Genomic DNA, 14513 nt, shown 5'->3' on the forward strand with positions numbered 1-14513 from the left:
CCGTCCTAACCCTGCCTGAACGACGCCCGCCGGACGCGCCGGCCGGCGCATCGCCATGGCGCTCCTTACCGATGCCCGCCGCGAAGGGAAAGACCCCTCACTTGGCGCGGTAGGTCTGGTCGGCGGTCGGAAAGGCACGGCGGCGCACCTCGTCGGCATAGGCTGCGGCCGCGGCGCCGACCCGCGTCGCGAGGTCGTCATAACGCTTCACGAAGCGCGGCGTGCGCTCGAACATGCCCAGCATGTCGTCGATCACCAGGATCTGCCCGTCGCACTCGGCCGAGGCGCCGATGCCGATCACCGGGCAGGAGACCGCGGCCGTCACTTCGTTGGCCACGGTCTCGATCACGCCCTCGACGACGATCGAGAAGGCGCCGGCGGCGGCGATCGCCCTGGCGTCGTCGATGATCTGGGCATGCTCGGCATTGCCCTTGCCGCGCGCGCCATAGCCGCCGAGCGCGTTCACCGCCTGCGGCGTCAGCCCGACATGGCCGATCACCGGGATGCCGCGCGCGGTGAGGAAGGCGACCGTCTCCGCCATCGCTTCGCCGCCCTCCAGCTTTACCGCCGCGCAGCCGGTTTCCTTGAGCACGCGCGACGCGCTCTCGAACGCCTGGGCCGGGCTCGCCTCGTAGGCGCCGAACGGCATGTCGACCGCGACCAGCGCGTGCCATGAGCCGCGCACCACCGCCGCGCCATGCGCGCACATCATGTCGAGGCTGACCGGGATGGTCGACGGCAGGCCGTAGATCACCTGCCCCAGGCTGTCGCCGACGAGCAGCAGGTCGCAATGCGGATCGAGCAATTGCGCCATCCGCATCGTGTAGGCGGTGAGCGCGACGATCGGCTCCTTGCCCTTGCGGTCGCGGAGCGCCGGCACGGTGAGCCGCTTCATCGGCGCCGGGCTCGGCGTCGCGCGGCTCGTCGCGGTGTCGATCGTATAGGTGGACATGAAGGCGAGGCTTAGTCGATCCGGCGCAAGCTGGCAAAGCTATGCCGCCTCCCTGATCCGCGTCGCTTCCTTCATCGCCGCGATGAACGCCCGCAGCGCGGGAAGCGGATCGGCGTGCTTGGCGAGCAGGTCGACGATCGCCGAACCGCAGATCACCCCCGCGGCGCCTGCCGCCAGCGCCGCGCGGACATGCTCCGGCCGCGAGATGCCGAAACCGAAGACCGGCGGCGGCGCATTGTTCGTCAGGAGCGCATCCAGCATATCGGCATGATCGAACTCCGCCGCGCGGTCGGCGCCGGTCACCCCGGCCCGCGCCACGCAATAGGTGTAGCCGCCGCCCCGCCGCGCGATCGCCGCCAGCCGCTCGGGCGGGGTGTTGGCGGCGGCGATCAGCACCGGATCGAGCCCGTGCAGCCGGGCCGAAGATGCGAAGGGCTCCGCCTCCAGCAGCGGCACGTCGGCGACCAGCACGCTGTCGGCGCCCGCCGCCGCGGCCCTCGCATAGAAGGCGTCGCGGCCGCGTGCGACGACGAGATTGGCGTAGGTGAGGATGCCCACTGGCACGTTCGGGTGGCGCGCCCGGAAGCCGGCGATGAGATCGAAGCAATCCGCCGGCGTCACGCCCTTGGCGAGCGCACGGGTCGCCGCCGCCTGGATGACCGGCCCGTCGGCGACGGGATCGGAGAAGGGAATGCCGACCTCGATCATGTCCGCCCCGCCCTCGACCAGCGCATCGAGGATCGCTGCGGACCGGGCAAGATCCGGATCGCCGAGCATGATGAAGGCGCCGAACGCCCCCTCCCCGCTTAGCCGGTCGAACATCGTCGCGTAGCGGCTCATTACGGCAACTCCAGCAGGCGCTGCGCCTGTTCCATGTCCTTGTCCCCGCGCCCGGAGAGGTTGACGACCAGCACCGGATTGTCGGTCGCCGCCTCGGCCAGCTTCAGTGCGTGCGCCAGCGCATGGGCCGATTCGAAGGCGCAGATGATCCCCTCGCCCGCGGCGAGCGCCTGGAAGGCGGCGAGCGCCTCCGCATCCGTCGCGCCGACATATTCCGCGCGGCCGCTGTCCCTGAGATGGGCGTGCTCCGGCCCGACCGCGGGATAGTCGAGGCCCGCCGATACCGACCAACTCTCGCTGATCTGCCCGTCCGCATCCTGCAGTACGTAGGTCTCCGCCCCGTGCAGGATACCGGGCCGGCCGCGCAGCAGGGTCGCGCCGTGCTGGTCGCCGTCCAACCCCTTGCCGGCCGGCTCGACTCCGATCAGCTTCACCTCGGCGTCGGGCGCGAAATCCGCGAAGATGCCCATCGCGTTCGAGCCGCCGCCGACGCAGGCGATCACCGCGTCTGGCAACCGGCCTTCCTCGTCCAGAATCTGCGCCCGCGCCTCCTCGCCGATCACCCGCTGGAAATCGCGCACGATCGTCGGGAACGGATGCGGTCCTGCTACGGTGCCGAGCAGATAGTGGGTGTCGGCGAAGCTCGCCGTCCAGTCGCGCAACGCCTCGTTGATCGCATCCTTGAGCCCGCGCTGCCCGCTTTCCACGGGAACCACCTCGGCGCCCATCAGCCGCATCCGGAACACGTTGAGCTTCTGCCGCTCGACGTCATGCGCGCCCATGTAGATGCAGGTCCTGAGCCCGAACAACGCCCCGGCGAGCGCCGTCGCCACGCCATGCTGGCCGGCGCCAGTCTCGGCGATCAGCCGGGTCTTGCCCATCCGCCGGGCGAGCAGTGCCTGCCCCAGCACCTGATTGGTCTTGTGCGCCCCACCATGAAGCAGGTCCTCGCGCTTCAGGTAGATGCACGCCCTGCCCGTACCGAGGTTGCGGCAACGGGTCAGCGGCGTCGGCCGTCCGGCATATTTGCGCAGCAGCGTGTCGAGTTCGACGCGGAAGCCGGGATCGTCCTGCGCGTCGATGAAGGCCGCATCGAGCTCCTCCAGCGCGGGCACCAGGATTTCCGGCACATAGGCGCCGCCATAGGCGCCGAACCGGCCGCGATTCAGCATGGCGCGATCTCCCCGCGCACCGCCGGCCGCAGCGCCCCGAAAAAGGCTGCGAGCTTGCCCGCGTCCTTGACGCCCGGCGCGCTTTCGACACCCGAGCTGACATCCAGCGCCCAGGCGCCGACCTTCGACGCTGCGGCGGCATTGTCCGGATTGAGACCGCCGGCCAGAAGGCCCGATTCCAGGTCCTCACGTCCATGCACGCGCGCCCAATCGAACGCGACGCCGGTCCCGCCGGAGCGGCCCGCCACTTGGGTGTCGAAGATCGTCCGATCGGCATTCATCCGCGGCGCCGGCACGTCCCGACCCACCGCGCCAGCCGCCCACACCTCGACGCCCTCCGGCAGCGAATTCTTGAGCCCGGCGATATAGTCGCCATCCTCCTCGCCATGGAGCTGGACCGTATCGAGTTCGAGCACCCGCGCCGTCCGTGCCACCTGCATCAGCTTCTCGTTCCGGAACACGCCGACCGTCTCCAACCCGCGCGCCTTCGCCGCCGCAACCGCCGGCTCGGCCTCAGCCGTTGTCACCGCGCGCGGCGTGCCGGGCACCAGGATGGCACCGGCATAGCTCGCGCCCGCCTTCGCCGCCGCCTCGACGCTCGCCGTGTCGCGCAGCCCGCAGACCTTCACCCGCCCGAAGGCGAGCGCCCGTGCGGCCTGCGCCGGGCTGGGCGCACGCATCAGCGACGAACCGACCAGGAAAGCATCGGCAAAAGGCGCCAGCCGCTCGACATCGGCGCGGTCGGCGATCCCCGATTCGGCGACGAGCACACGGTCCCCGGGTACCAGATGGGCAAGCCGCTCGGTGGTGGCGAGATCGACCTCGAGCGTCCGCAAATCCCGGTTGTTGATGCCGATGACCGGCGCGCCGAGCGCGACCGCGCGGCGCAGTTCGGTCTCGTCATGCGCCTCGACCAGCGCATCCATCCCCAGGACTTCAGCCTCGCGCAGCACCTCGGCCGCCTCTGCGTCGTCGAGCACCGAGAGCATCACCAGCACCGCATCGGCGCCGGCCAGCCGCGCCTCGACCACCTGGCGCGGATCGATCACGAAATCCTTGGCAAGGATCGGTCCGTCGAACACCCGCCGCACCGCGCGAAGGTCGTCGAGCGAGCCGCCGAAGAACGGCGCGTCGGTGAGCACGCTGATCGCCGAGGCGGCGCCGGCATAGGCGCACGCGATCCCTGCCGGATCGGCATCCGGCCGGATCGCCCCGCCGGAGGGCGATGCCTTCTTGACCTCCATGACGAAACGGGCACCCTTCTGTCCAAGCACCTGCTTCAGGCTCCGCCGCGTCGGCTCCGCTCGGCCGCGCAGGTCGCCGATCAAGGCCGCACCGAGCCGGGCGGCGACATCACGCCGCTTGAGGGCGAGAATCTCGCCGAGAACGCCGCCGGGTTCACGCATGGGTCGTGACTTCGGCGAGACGCTTGAGCCGCTCGAACGGCGCGCCGGACGCGATCGTGCGCAGCGCCAGCGCGACGCCACTGCGCAAATCCTCGGCCAGACCCGCCGTCATCAGCAACGCGCCGGCATTGAGCGCGACCGCATGGGTTTCCGCAACCTCCCCGCGCCCGGTGAGCAGCGCCGTCAACCGTGCTGCATTCTCCTCGGGCCCGCCGCCGCTGAGCGCCGAAAGCGGCGCCCGTCGTAGATTGGCGTCCTCCGGCGCGAAGGTGAAACGCTCCAACCGGCCGTCATCGACCCGCACCGCCTCGGTCGCCTCGTGCAGCGCCACCTCGTCGAGGCCGCCGCCATGGACGACCATCGCCCGCCGGACGCCGAGCGCCACCAGCACCTCGGCGACCGGCTGCAGCAACCCGCCATCGGCGACGCCGAGCAGCTGCACCGGCGGCTCGGCCGGGTTCACGCAGGGGCCGAGCACGTTCATGATCGTGCGCACCTTGAGCGCGCGCCGCACCGGCCCGGCATGGCGCAGGCCCGGATGATAGTCCGGCGCGAACAGGAAGCAGACGCCCGCCTCGTCGAGCGCGCGGCGCGAGGTTTCGGCCGGCACGCTCAGTTGCACGCCCAGAAACTCCAGCACGTCGGCCGAACCGCAGCGCGAGGTGACCGATCGGTTGCCATGCTTCGCCACCGGCAGCCCCGCCGCCGCTGATACGAAGGCGACCGCCGTCGACAGGTTGATCGTGCCCGAACCGTCGCCGCCGGTGCCGCAGCTGTCGGCGAAGAGATAGTCCGGCCGCGCGAACGGCAGGTCGGCGGCGCGCAGCGCGCGGGCCGCGCCGATCAGCTCGTCGGCGGTCTCGCCCTTCACCTTGAGCGCGACCAGCAACGCCGCGATCGACGGTTCGGAGAGCTGGCCGGCGACAAGCGCGCCGAACAGCTGCTCGGCCTCGCCTTGCGAGAGCGAGCGGCCGGCGAAGAGGCTACTGAGCGCCTCCTCGACCGGATCGGCGGCGGGAAGCGGGTCGATCTGGAGCGCGGGGGCGGCGGTCATGTACATGGCGTGGTCCTGTCAGGCTGGGGTTGGGCGCAAGAAAAAGCCCGCCGGAAGCGGCGGGCTCTGTGGTCTTCGAGTGGGGACTTGGGGCTCTTAGAGAGCCGTCACCATCGATACAGGCGCGCCGCGGCGGGATCGCTCCACCACCAACGCCATGCATGCGCCGCCGCAGCCGCCGGACGGGCGGTCAGGTCACCGAAACGGGACGCGGTCGCGTTCATGCCCTTATGATTTCCGATTTCACTGCGCCGCGTCAACCCTATTTCACGATCAGGAGCTGCGCATCGCCTTCGCGGTGGACGACGGCGGTGGTCACGTCCGCACCGACCCGCGACAGCGACAGGTCCAGCCGCGAGCCCGCCACCCGCACGCCGCCGAGCGACAGATGGTCGATGAAGGCGGGCAGGCTGGGATTGTGGAGCAGCACGCAATTGTTGGCGTCGTCGAGCGTCAGGCCGGTCGCCGCGGCGACCAGCGCGAAGGGCGCCGCGGCGGCCCAGGCCTGGGGCGAGCAGGCGACCGGATAGGCGGTCGGGCCGCGCTTGCGCCGCCGGGTAAAGCCGCAGAACAGCTCCGGCAGGCGCCGGAACTCGTCATAGATCGCCGCCTCGATCAGCCCCTGGAAGATCCTCAGCACCGCGTCCTTGTGACCGTAACGCGCCAGGCCGAGCGCGATCAGCGCGTTGTCGTGCGGCCAGACCGAACCGTTGTGATAGGACATCGGATTGTAGCGCGCCTCGCCCTGCGCGATCGTGCGCACGCCCCAGCCCGAGAAGAAGTCCCGCCCGGTGAACAGCCGCGCCATCCGCGCTGCGCGCTCCGGATCGGCGATCCCGGCGAACAGCGCGTGACCGGCATTGGAGGAGCGCACGCGACAGGGCTGCTTGCGCCCGTCGAGCGCCAGCGCATAGCAGCCCAGCTCATCGACCCAGAACCGGTCCTCGAAGCGCTGCTGCAGCACCTCGGCCTCTTCCGCCAGGCTGTGCGCCAGGTCCGCCTCGCCGAGCGCTTGGGCGATTCCCGCCGCGCCGCGCTTGGCGGCAAACACATAGGCCTGCACCTCGCAAAGCGCGATCGGCCCTTCGGCGGCGCGGCCGTCGGCATGGAAGACCGAATCGAAGCTGTCCTTCCAGCCCTGGTTGGCAAGACCCCGGTCGGTCATCCGGGCATATTCGATGAAGCCGTCGCCGTCGATGTCGCCCCATCGGTCGATCCAGCCCAGGGCCGCGTGCAGGTTCGGCCAGATCTCGCGGATCGTCGCCAGGTCGCCCGAACGGTCCAAGTAGAGCCCGGCGAGCAGGACGAAAAGCGGCGTCGAATCGACCGAGCCGTAATAGCGGCGGAACGGCACCTCGCCGAGCATCGCCATCTCGCCGCCGCGCATCTCGTGGAGGATCTTGCCGGGCTGCGCGTCCGCCGCCTCGTCCACCTCGGTCGCCTGGGTCAGCGCGAGCGCCTTCAGCACGCCCTTGGCGATGTCCGGCGCGATCCACAGCAGCTCGATCGCGGTGATCAGTCCGTCGCGGCCGAAGATGGTGCTGTACCAGGGAACACCCGCATAGGGGTACAAGCCGTAGGGCGTCTCGGTCAGCAGCATGTCGATGTCGGAGACCGAGCGGTCGATCACCGTGTCGAAGAGTTCGTTGGAGCTGGCCACCCCGCCCTGCCGCTCGACCCGGTCGCGGCTCGCCTGCCGCACCGCGCGATAGGCGGGAATGAGCTCGGGCAGGTCGAGCTGATCCTCGCCATCCAGGCCGCAGATGGTCTTCATCACCACGTGGAGCCGCTCGGTTTCTGAGAAATCGAGGTCCCATCGGGCACCCCGCGCGGTCAGCTCTTCCGGCGGCGGATCGAACTGGACGGTGGCAGTGCGTATCACCGCATCGAGGCCGTAATAGGTGAAGCGGACGCGGCGGTCGTCCAGCCGCTCGGTGGTGAGGCTCCCGCGCCGCGCGCGGATCTCGCCGCGCACCTCGAACAGGTCGGCGAAGTCCGAACCGAAGGCGATCTCGAACGGGATCGGGTGCGGGATCGGGTTGAACCGCCGCAGCCGGAAGCGCTCGTAGCAGGTGCAGTCGTGCAGGAACTTCAGGCGCCCCAGATGGATGCTATCGCGCTGCAGCCGAACATGGCCCTCGGCGTCATGCAGGTCGGCATTTGCGAGGTCGACGACCAGCGCGCCATTGTCGTCGAGCACGACCGAGCCGAGCAGCAGCGGGTCCATCCCGCCGAGCTTCACCTGGAGGTGCGAGAGGAACCGCGTGTCCCGATAGAACAGGCCGTCCGGCCCACCCTCGCCGCCACGGCAATCGCCCTGCTTGTCGAACACGCCGAACAGGTCGCCCTGCTTCAGGGTCCTCAGCGTCCGCTCGACGAGCGATTTGGTCGCCTCGATATGATAGCTCTCGAGGGCCGGCGGCGCGCCGGTCCAGCCGGCCTTGAGGGCGATCTCGTTCATGCCGCCACGGTCATCGAGTCTCCGAACAGGGCGCCGCGCGTGTCGGCACCGAGAGCCTGATAGAGCGCGACATAGTCTCGCGCCATGCGATCGGCGGTGAAGCGTTCCTCGAACGCGGTCCGCACGAGCCTGCGCGACAGCGAGGCCGCCGCATCGACCGCAGCCACCGCCTCGTCGATGCTCTCGACCAGGAAGCCGCTGCGGCCATGCTCGATCACCTCGGGCGTGGAGCCGTTGCGCCAGGCGATGACCGGCGTCCCCGCCGCCATCGCCTCGATCATCACCAGCCCGAACGGCTCCGGCCAGTCGATCGGGAAAAGCAGCGCGCGCGCATTGCCGAGGAAGTCCGGTTTCTCCGCATCGCCGATCTCGCCGATGAATTCGACCGCCGGATCGTCCAGCAGCGGCTTGATCCGCTCCTCGAAATAGGCGGTGTCCGCGCGATCGACCTTGGCGGCGATCTTCAGCTTCATGCCCGCACGGCGCGCGATCTCGATGGCGCGGTCGGGGCGCTTCTCGGGCGATATGCGCCCGATGAAGGCGAGATAGTCGCCGGCGCCCTCGCCGAACGGGATCAGGTTCCGGGGCATGCCGTGGTGCACCGTGCTGACGAAGTTCGCATGGGCGATGGGGAGGCGCTGGTTGTCCGAGATCGACACCAGGTTCATCTCGGGAAAGGTCCGGTAGGCCGGCCAGAAATCGGGAAAGTCCTGCCGCCCGTGCAGCGTGGTGAGGCATTTGCCCGTCATGTGCCGGAACGTCGGGAAGTGGAGGAAATCGATGTGGAAATGGAGGATGTCGAAATCGTCGGCGCGGACGAGGACGCGATCGAGCATCGCGAGCAGGCTGGCCAGGTGATCGTTGATTCCGCTCAGCCTCAGGCCAGTCGGGGCGCAGGGAACGAGCCGGGCCGAGGTGACCGAATCGCCGGCGGCGAACAATGTGACGTCATGGCCCTGGTCGACCAAAGCCTCGGTGAGCCACCAGATGACCCGCTCGGTGCCGCCATAGAGCTTCGGCGGTACGGCTTCCGCCAGCGGCGCGATATGGGCGATGCGCACAAGACCCTCCTTCGAAACGCGCCTGACGGGAGCCGGGCGGCTCGCCACCGGGAAAGAACGAAGCGTCTCGGGAGCGGGTTCCGCGAAACCTTGCTGCAATGCACAACGATCGTCAAGGACAATCAGGAATAGAAAATATGCAGCCCGATCTGCGTGTTGCGCTCCAGCCGCCGGCCCCAGCCGGGCGCCACATAATTGGCATGGTACCAGAGCACGTCGCGCGGCAGCAGCCGCAACTCGCCGGCCTGCGCGATCCGCGCCACTGCGACCGCGCGGCGCCACGCGGAGGTCCGCCGGTCGGCGCGGGGAATGACGCCGCGGCGCACGAAGGAGAATTGCCAGGGCTGGGTGACGACGGCGCAGATGGTGATCGGATAGAGGCCGGACCGGGTGCGGTTCAGCACCACCTCGGCGACGGCGAGTTGGCCTTCGAGCGGTTCGCCCTGCGCTTCGAAATAGACGGCGCTGGCAAGGCAGTCCTGCTCGGCATTGGCAGTTTCGACGCCCTCATGCTCCTCCACCAGTTCGGGGAGCGGCGGCGCCGGCAGCTCGTCCGGTACCTGCGAGAGATGGACGGCGAGACGGGCATCGTCGCCCGCCGGGTCGGCCGGCGTCTCGTCGTTGAGTCCGAGCTCGGTGATGTCCGCGCCCGTCGTCGCATGGGCGAGATAGGAGGTGACCGCGGCCGGCGGGGCATCGCCCTGCCAGGCGCTCAATGGCCCGCCCCAGAGCAGGGCCGCAAGGCCGAACGCCGCCGCGGCAAGCCCCGCGGCGCGAAACGATCGCTGCATTATATCCGCATCCAGTGCGGCGGGCGGTCCCCATTCGGATGCGCTCCACGCACCCGGTCCATACGCTCGCCGACTTGCACCGGCCACTCCGCACTGCGTCAGCGGCACCCGCTCGTTGAAACTGTTGGCGTGGACCTGTCCACCGGTGTCCGCAGAGTCAAATGTTATGCTGCAGTGCAACGATGAATCGAGCCAGGGCCGGGGCGAACCGTGGAACTACGGTAGCGTGTTGCCCTCCGCAGGGACCTGATGCGTCACGCCGGAGACCAGCCGGACCCGCGCGCTCGGAACCCAGCCGGCCGCGCACGGCCCCGGATAGGCGCGCCGGCGCGGCACCGGCGCCGAGACGCCGCAGCGCGCCGCCGCCTCACCGCCCGAATCGTAGACGATGCCGAACCAGCGCTGGTCCTGGCTGCGCGCGCAGATGAAGAATTCGGCGCCGGCTTCGAGATAGTCGATCTCCTCATTGGCCTCGAACGGCGCGGCGCGGACCGGCACCGCCTCCGCGCTGCTGCGCTCACGTACCGCGCCCCGCGCGTTGCAGGCGGCGAAGTTCGGGCCGAGTTCGCCGATCCGGACCGGCATCACCGTATCGCGCAGCACCGTCTCATTGTCGGCGGCGCGGACATAGGGCGGGGTGGTCGATCCCTGCACGTTCGGATCCGGCGCCCGCTCGCCGCACCCGGCGAGCAGCAAGGCCGCCACGAGTCCAAGTTGAGCCTTCATCGCCTCTGGTCTAGTCAATCGCCCGAGCGAACGCGAGTGGGAGCCGATGCGATGGCCAAATGGCTGATGAAGTCCGAACCCGAGGTTTACAGCTGGGACGACCTCAGTCGGGACAAAGCGACCGACTGGGACGGGGTCCGCAACAATGCCGCCCGCCTGCATCTGCGCGCGATGAAGCCCGGCGACCAGGCGTTCTTCTACCATTCGGGCGACGTGAAGGCGGTGGTCGGGATCATGAAGGTCACCGGCGCGGGCAAGCCGGACGGCGAGGACGGCGCCTGGGTCAAGGTCCCGGTCGCGCCGGTGAAGCCGCTCAATCCCGTCACCCTCAAGGACATCAAGGCCGAGCCGAAGCTTGCTGAGATGGAGCTGGTCCGCCAGTCCCGTCTCTCCGTCTCGCCGGTGCGCGACGAGGAATGGGCGCTGGTGCTGAAGATGGCCGGAGCCTGAGCGTGGGCGGGCTCGGCCGCCTCGCTCTCGTTGCGGCGCTGGCTGTGGCCGCCGCGGCGCCTGTCCTGTCCCAATCGCGGCCGGCGCGCTGGCATCTGACACCGGACGGTTACGGCCCGGTCAGGATCGGCATGACCCGCGCCCAGGTCGAGCGGGCGCTCGCCGTGCGCCTGCGCGGCACGCCGCTGGAGGAGGGTCCGGACGCCTGCATCCAGATGTCCGCCGTGCGCGGTTTTCCCGGCCTCAGCTTCATGTTCGAGGCGCGGCGCCTCACCCGCATCTCCGCCATCCAATATATCGAGGGCTGCGCCTAGGACTATTCCGCTTCGCTGGCGCACATGCCAGCGAGATGCGTCAGCCGGCCGATCATGACGAGAGTCATGTGACAGCGACCCCGTTGCCGCGTAATGTCCGGGCTCAGGAGCGAACGATCGGTGCGCATGTCGGACCCACCGGCCCGGGGAACATTGCTCGTGCAGATCGGCTGCACGATGCTGATCGCCGCCGCGGGCTTGCGGGCCTATTGCGCGGGCGCGATCGACCACGCGCCGCTCACGCAAGCTCCGAACTGGGCGCTCAACTGGACGGCTGGCTACCTGGTCTTCATCGCCGCTTATTCGGGCTCTCATCTGCGCGCCGCCGGGGCGGGGACACGCATCGCCCTGCTCCTCATCCAGAGCCTGTCGGCGACCTATCTTCTGTGGCTCTATCCCAATTTCATCGTCACGGTTCTGTTCGTGGTCACCGCCTGGCGGATCGCCTGGACGCTCCCCCTTGGCCCCGCATTGGGCGCGATCGCGGTCCAATCCGCTGTTCTTGCCGGCCTCAAATATCTGGGACCGGCTCAGGAGATGTCGCCGCTCGTCCTGGTGACCACCGGCGCATTCGAGCTGTTCGCGGTCAGCGTCGCCCATCTCGCCCGGAACGAGACCGTGGCGAAGGAGCAGCTGGAGCGGACCAATGCGCAGCTCCGCACGACCCAGGCCTTCCTCACCGAGAACGCGCAGATGGCCGAGCGCCTGCGCCTGTCGCGCGACCTCCATGATGCACTTGGCCACAACCTTACCAGCCTCGCCATCCGCCTCGACGTCGCGGGCCGCATGGCGCGCGGCGAGGCGGGAGATCATATCCGCACGGCACGCCGTCTCGCCTCCGGTCTCCTCGACGACGTTCGTGACGTGGTCGCAAACGCACGCGTCGCGCCGGTCGACCTCAAGGCCCGTCTCGTTGCGATCGTCGCGGCGGTCGATACGCTCGACGTGCGCCTCAACTTTTCTGGCGCATTGAGCGCGGTCGACGGTTCGAGGGCCGATGTGATCATCCGCTGCGTTCAGGAGCTGATCACCAACGCCTAGCGCCATGCCGGGGCCAGCGAGCTCGTCATCGACATCAGCCAGGCCGGCAGCGAGCTCCAGGTCGCCGCCAGAGACAATGGTCGCGGTGGCGAGGTCGTCGAGGGTCGGGGATTGACCGGGATGCGCGAGCGCTTCGAGCTTCTGGGCGGTCGGTTCCGCCACGTCACCGTGCCGGGCAAGGGCTTCGGCATCTATGCCGCCGTTCCGTCCCTTGGGAGCCGGGCATGATCCGCGTCTGCCTGGCCGACGATCAGGCGCTCGTGCGCAACGGCATCGGCGCCCTGCTTAGATTCTTCGATGACATCGATGTCGTCGCCGAGGCCGAGGATGGCGATGCTGCGATCGAGGCCGTGCTGCGCCATTCGTGCGACGTTCTCCTTCTCGACATCCGCATGCCGGGCAAAAACGGGCTGCAAGTGATCGACGTGCTCGCGGGGCGCGATGCGTTGCCCCCCACCCTCCTCCTGACGACGTTTCAGGACGATGCGGTGCTGGTGGCCGGAATCCGGGCCGGGGCCCGCGGCTTCCTGCTCAAGGGGGTCACGGCCGAGATCCTGGTCGATGCCATCAGGACGCTCGCCACCGGCGGTACCTATCTGTTCGCGCCGCTGGCGGCGGCCCCGGCGCCCGACGGCAAGGCGAGCTGGCGCGATGACATGCTCGATTGCCCCGACCCGCTCACCACACGCGAGCGCGACGTGCTGACGCTGATGACGAGCGGAATCTCCAACGCCGAGATCGCCCGGGCGCTTTCGCTGCGGGAGGGGACGGTTCGCAACCATGTGTCCAACATTCTCTCGAAGCTGGGCGTCGGCGATCGGACCAAAGCCGTGCTGGTGGCGCTTGAGCGCCGCCTTGCCTGAAGTGCCTTCGAGCGACTCTCGCTATGATCAGGACGGCGATGACGGGTCCGCGCCGACCCGAGTCCATGTGCCGTCGCGCCGAACAAACGCGCCGTTGTCGGTGTGCCAGCCCACGTCGATCCATCGCCCGTCGCGGCGGACGAATATTTCGGTGCCGCGCCCCGAAAACGTCCCGGACCTCTCGGCGGTGGCGGTTCCGAAGACATAGGTGAAGTAGAGTATGGCCACGTCCCCGAAGATCTGAATCTCGGTTCGCGGGAACTCCAGTCGCGTGATTCGCGTCCCTTGCCGCTGCATGCCGCGCGCCAGGGCGATCAGCTGATCCCGATTCTCCCAGTTTTCCTGATGCGGCTGGATCGCGATCACTTCCGGGCCCAGCAACCGTTCCAGCCGAGCCGGATCATCGCTGAAGAAGCTGCGCCACGCGGTTTCGCGGGCGACGAGGAGTTCCGCGCGCTGTTCACCGGTGACCGCAACAGACTCCATCCTCGATGAAGCGGTCTCGCTGTCTCCGCTCATCTGCAGGAGCCCCGCACCAAGCAAGGCCATGGCCGTCACGAAATTCCGCATGCGTCTCTCCCGAGCCTTGCGAATTTGACTGCCGCAGATCGGACGGTCGCACGAAGATTGCCTCCCGGGATCGGTCCCGGCCAGTGACCACAGTCATGATGTCGTCACCTGAATCAATGATGGTGACTCGCAGAACTGCATTTCCGTTCGCAACGGGCACTCCAAGACACAGCATCGGCAGGGCTTCGGTATGGATGACAGCCTCGCGCGGCGTCCTTAGACTCGGATGGACTCGCACTGAAAACAAGGGAGGCTGCAATGAAGATCGTGACGAGCCTGAGTTTCCAAGGCCAGTGCCGCGAGGCGTTCGAGTTCTACGCCAGGGTTTTGGGCGGCAAGATCACCGCCGCGCATTCCTATGGCGACGCGCCGCCGGACATGCCGATCAGCGATCCCAAATACAAGGATTGGCTGATGCATTGCTGGCTGGAGGTCGGCGACCAGGCGATCATGGGGGCCGACATGGACGTCGCCTGGGCGCCGAACATCGACAAGCCCAAGAACGGCTTCGACGTGACCCTGCACACCGACGACAAGGCTGAAGCCCAGCGCTGGTTCGATGCCCTGTCAGAGGGTGGGCGTGCCGTCATGCCGTTCTCGGAGACATTCTGGTCGCCCGGCTATGGCGCCCTGGTCGACAGGTTCGGCGTGCCCTGGATGGTCAACACCATCCCGTCGGCCGACTGGAGCCCGCCCCAAGGCTGATGAACGCAGGCGAGCGGGGTGGCGCCCGGCCCTGCCCGCGGCGCCAGGTCCACAGGCGGGATTCCTGACCGCTTTCCCGGCCCTTGCGGCACCGGCGGCTTCCACCG

Annotated in this window: 15 protein-coding genes; 5 read left to right on the forward strand and 10 right to left on the reverse strand. The window is 68.8% G+C overall.

The window, feature by feature from the left end; translation table 11 throughout:
- Positions 1 to 97 precede the first annotated feature (97 nt).
- The 9 genes from panB to RCO27_RS05700 all read right to left on the reverse strand — a co-directional run bounded on the left by panB (position 98) and on the right by RCO27_RS05700 (position 10463).
- Positions 98 to 952, reverse strand: a complete 855-nt coding sequence (gene panB / locus RCO27_RS05660; RefSeq protein WP_309001658.1) for a 3-methyl-2-oxobutanoate hydroxymethyltransferase — start codon at positions 950 to 952, stop codon at positions 98 to 100.
- 39 nt (positions 953 to 991) lie between these two features.
- Positions 992 to 1792 carry a tryptophan synthase subunit alpha gene (trpA, locus tag RCO27_RS05665; protein WP_309001659.1) on the reverse strand — a complete coding sequence of 267 codons (801 nt, stop codon included), beginning with the start codon at positions 1790 to 1792 and terminating at the stop codon, positions 992 to 994.
- Complete coding sequence (gene trpB / locus RCO27_RS05670; protein WP_309001660.1) at positions 1792 to 2964, reverse strand: tryptophan synthase subunit beta; 1173 nt, start codon at positions 2962 to 2964, stop codon at positions 1792 to 1794. The genes trpA and trpB overlap by 1 nt, the downstream gene beginning before the upstream one ends.
- Positions 2958 to 4370 (reverse strand): bifunctional indole-3-glycerol-phosphate synthase TrpC/phosphoribosylanthranilate isomerase TrpF, encoded by a 1413-nt coding sequence (gene trpCF / locus RCO27_RS05675; RefSeq protein WP_309001661.1) that lies wholly within the window; start codon positions 4368 to 4370, stop codon positions 2958 to 2960. The genes trpB and trpCF overlap by 7 nt, the downstream gene beginning before the upstream one ends.
- The gene (gene trpD, locus RCO27_RS05680; RefSeq protein WP_309001662.1) at positions 4363 to 5430 is read right to left on the reverse strand and encodes an anthranilate phosphoribosyltransferase; all 1068 of its coding nucleotides are present in this window, start codon (positions 5428 to 5430) and stop codon (positions 4363 to 4365) included. Before trpD ends, trpCF begins: the two co-directional genes overlap by 8 nt.
- A 256-nt stretch (positions 5431 to 5686) precedes the next feature.
- Positions 5687 to 7885: a glycogen debranching N-terminal domain-containing protein gene (locus RCO27_RS05685; protein WP_309001663.1), complete on the reverse strand. Its 2199-nt coding sequence runs from the start codon at positions 7883 to 7885 to the stop codon at positions 5687 to 5689.
- Positions 7882 to 8946 (reverse strand): glycosyltransferase family 4 protein, encoded by a 1065-nt coding sequence (locus RCO27_RS05690; protein WP_309001664.1) that lies wholly within the window; start codon positions 8944 to 8946, stop codon positions 7882 to 7884. Before RCO27_RS05690 ends, RCO27_RS05685 begins: the two co-directional genes overlap by 4 nt.
- Positions 8947 to 9068: 122 nt before the next feature.
- Positions 9069 to 9737, reverse strand: coding sequence for a cell wall hydrolase (locus RCO27_RS05695; protein WP_309001665.1), 669 nt, complete (start codon positions 9735 to 9737; stop codon positions 9069 to 9071).
- 216 nt (positions 9738 to 9953) lie between these two features.
- Positions 9954 to 10463 (reverse strand): hypothetical protein, encoded by a 510-nt coding sequence (locus RCO27_RS05700; RefSeq protein ID WP_309001666.1) that lies wholly within the window; start codon positions 10461 to 10463, stop codon positions 9954 to 9956.
- A gap of 51 nt (positions 10464 to 10514) precedes the next feature.
- Between RCO27_RS05700 and RCO27_RS05705 the strand changes: the two genes are divergently transcribed.
- The 4 genes from RCO27_RS05705 (at position 10515) to RCO27_RS05720 (ending at position 13131) form a co-directional block, all read left to right on the forward strand.
- The gene (locus RCO27_RS05705; RefSeq protein WP_309001667.1) at positions 10515 to 10913 is read left to right on the forward strand and encodes an EVE domain-containing protein; all 399 of its coding nucleotides are present in this window, start codon (positions 10515 to 10517) and stop codon (positions 10911 to 10913) included.
- 2 nt (positions 10914 to 10915) lie between these two features.
- Positions 10916 to 11227, forward strand: a complete 312-nt coding sequence (locus RCO27_RS05710) for a hypothetical protein (protein WP_309001668.1) — start codon at positions 10916 to 10918, stop codon at positions 11225 to 11227.
- Positions 11228 to 11353: 126 nt separating this feature from the next.
- The gene (locus RCO27_RS05715) at positions 11354 to 12268 is read left to right on the forward strand and encodes a histidine kinase (RefSeq protein WP_309001669.1); all 915 of its coding nucleotides are present in this window, start codon (positions 11354 to 11356) and stop codon (positions 12266 to 12268) included.
- 224 nt (positions 12269 to 12492) lie between these two features.
- Positions 12493 to 13131, forward strand: coding sequence for a response regulator transcription factor (locus tag RCO27_RS05720; protein WP_309001670.1), 639 nt, complete (start codon positions 12493 to 12495; stop codon positions 13129 to 13131).
- A 27-nt stretch (positions 13132 to 13158) separates the two neighbouring features.
- Here the strand turns inward: RCO27_RS05720 and RCO27_RS05725 are convergent, their stop codons facing one another.
- The gene (locus RCO27_RS05725; RefSeq protein ID WP_309001671.1) at positions 13159 to 13701 is read right to left on the reverse strand and encodes a nuclear transport factor 2 family protein; all 543 of its coding nucleotides are present in this window, start codon (positions 13699 to 13701) and stop codon (positions 13159 to 13161) included.
- A gap of 258 nt (positions 13702 to 13959) precedes the next feature.
- On the opposite strand from RCO27_RS05725, the gene RCO27_RS05730 reads away from it, so the two are divergent.
- Positions 13960 to 14406 (forward strand): VOC family protein, encoded by a 447-nt coding sequence (locus RCO27_RS05730; protein WP_309001672.1) that lies wholly within the window; start codon positions 13960 to 13962, stop codon positions 14404 to 14406.
- Positions 14407 to 14513 lie beyond the last annotated feature (107 nt).

It is taken from the genome of Sphingosinicella sp. LHD-64 (assembly GCF_031157375.1).
Taxonomy (GTDB): domain Bacteria; phylum Pseudomonadota; class Alphaproteobacteria; order Sphingomonadales; family Sphingomonadaceae; genus Allosphingosinicella.

Bases quoted from the DNA above. Each gene is read 5' to 3' on its own strand.
- panB (WP_309001658.1), bottom strand. From the start codon at position 952: ATGTCCACCTATACGATCGACACCGCGACGAGCCGCGCGACGCCGAGC.
- trpA (WP_309001659.1), bottom strand. From the start codon at position 1,792: ATGAGCCGCTACGCGACGATGTTCGACCGGCTAAGCGGGGAGGGGGCG.
- trpB (WP_309001660.1), bottom strand. From the start codon at position 2,964: ATGCTGAATCGCGGCCGGTTCGGCGCCTATGGCGGCGCCTATGTGCCG.
- trpCF (WP_309001661.1), bottom strand. From the start codon at position 4,370: ATGCGTGAACCCGGCGGCGTTCTCGGCGAGATTCTCGCCCTCAAGCGG.
- trpD (WP_309001662.1), bottom strand. From the start codon at position 5,430: ATGTACATGACCGCCGCCCCCGCGCTCCAGATCGACCCGCTTCCCGCC.
- RCO27_RS05685 (WP_309001663.1), bottom strand. From the start codon at position 7,885: ATGAACGAGATCGCCCTCAAGGCCGGCTGGACCGGCGCGCCGCCGGCC.
- RCO27_RS05695 (WP_309001665.1), bottom strand. From the start codon at position 9,737: ATGCAGCGATCGTTTCGCGCCGCGGGGCTTGCCGCGGCGGCGTTCGGC.
- RCO27_RS05700 (WP_309001666.1), bottom strand. From the start codon at position 10,463: ATGAAGGCTCAACTTGGACTCGTGGCGGCCTTGCTGCTCGCCGGGTGC.
- RCO27_RS05705 (WP_309001667.1), top strand. From the start codon at position 10,515: ATGGCCAAATGGCTGATGAAGTCCGAACCCGAGGTTTACAGCTGGGAC.
- RCO27_RS05715 (WP_309001669.1), top strand. From the start codon at position 11,354: ATGTCGGACCCACCGGCCCGGGGAACATTGCTCGTGCAGATCGGCTGC.
- RCO27_RS05720 (WP_309001670.1), top strand. From the start codon at position 12,493: ATGATCCGCGTCTGCCTGGCCGACGATCAGGCGCTCGTGCGCAACGGC.
- RCO27_RS05725 (WP_309001671.1), bottom strand. From the start codon at position 13,701: ATGCGGAATTTCGTGACGGCCATGGCCTTGCTTGGTGCGGGGCTCCTG.
- RCO27_RS05730 (WP_309001672.1), top strand. From the start codon at position 13,960: ATGAAGATCGTGACGAGCCTGAGTTTCCAAGGCCAGTGCCGCGAGGCG.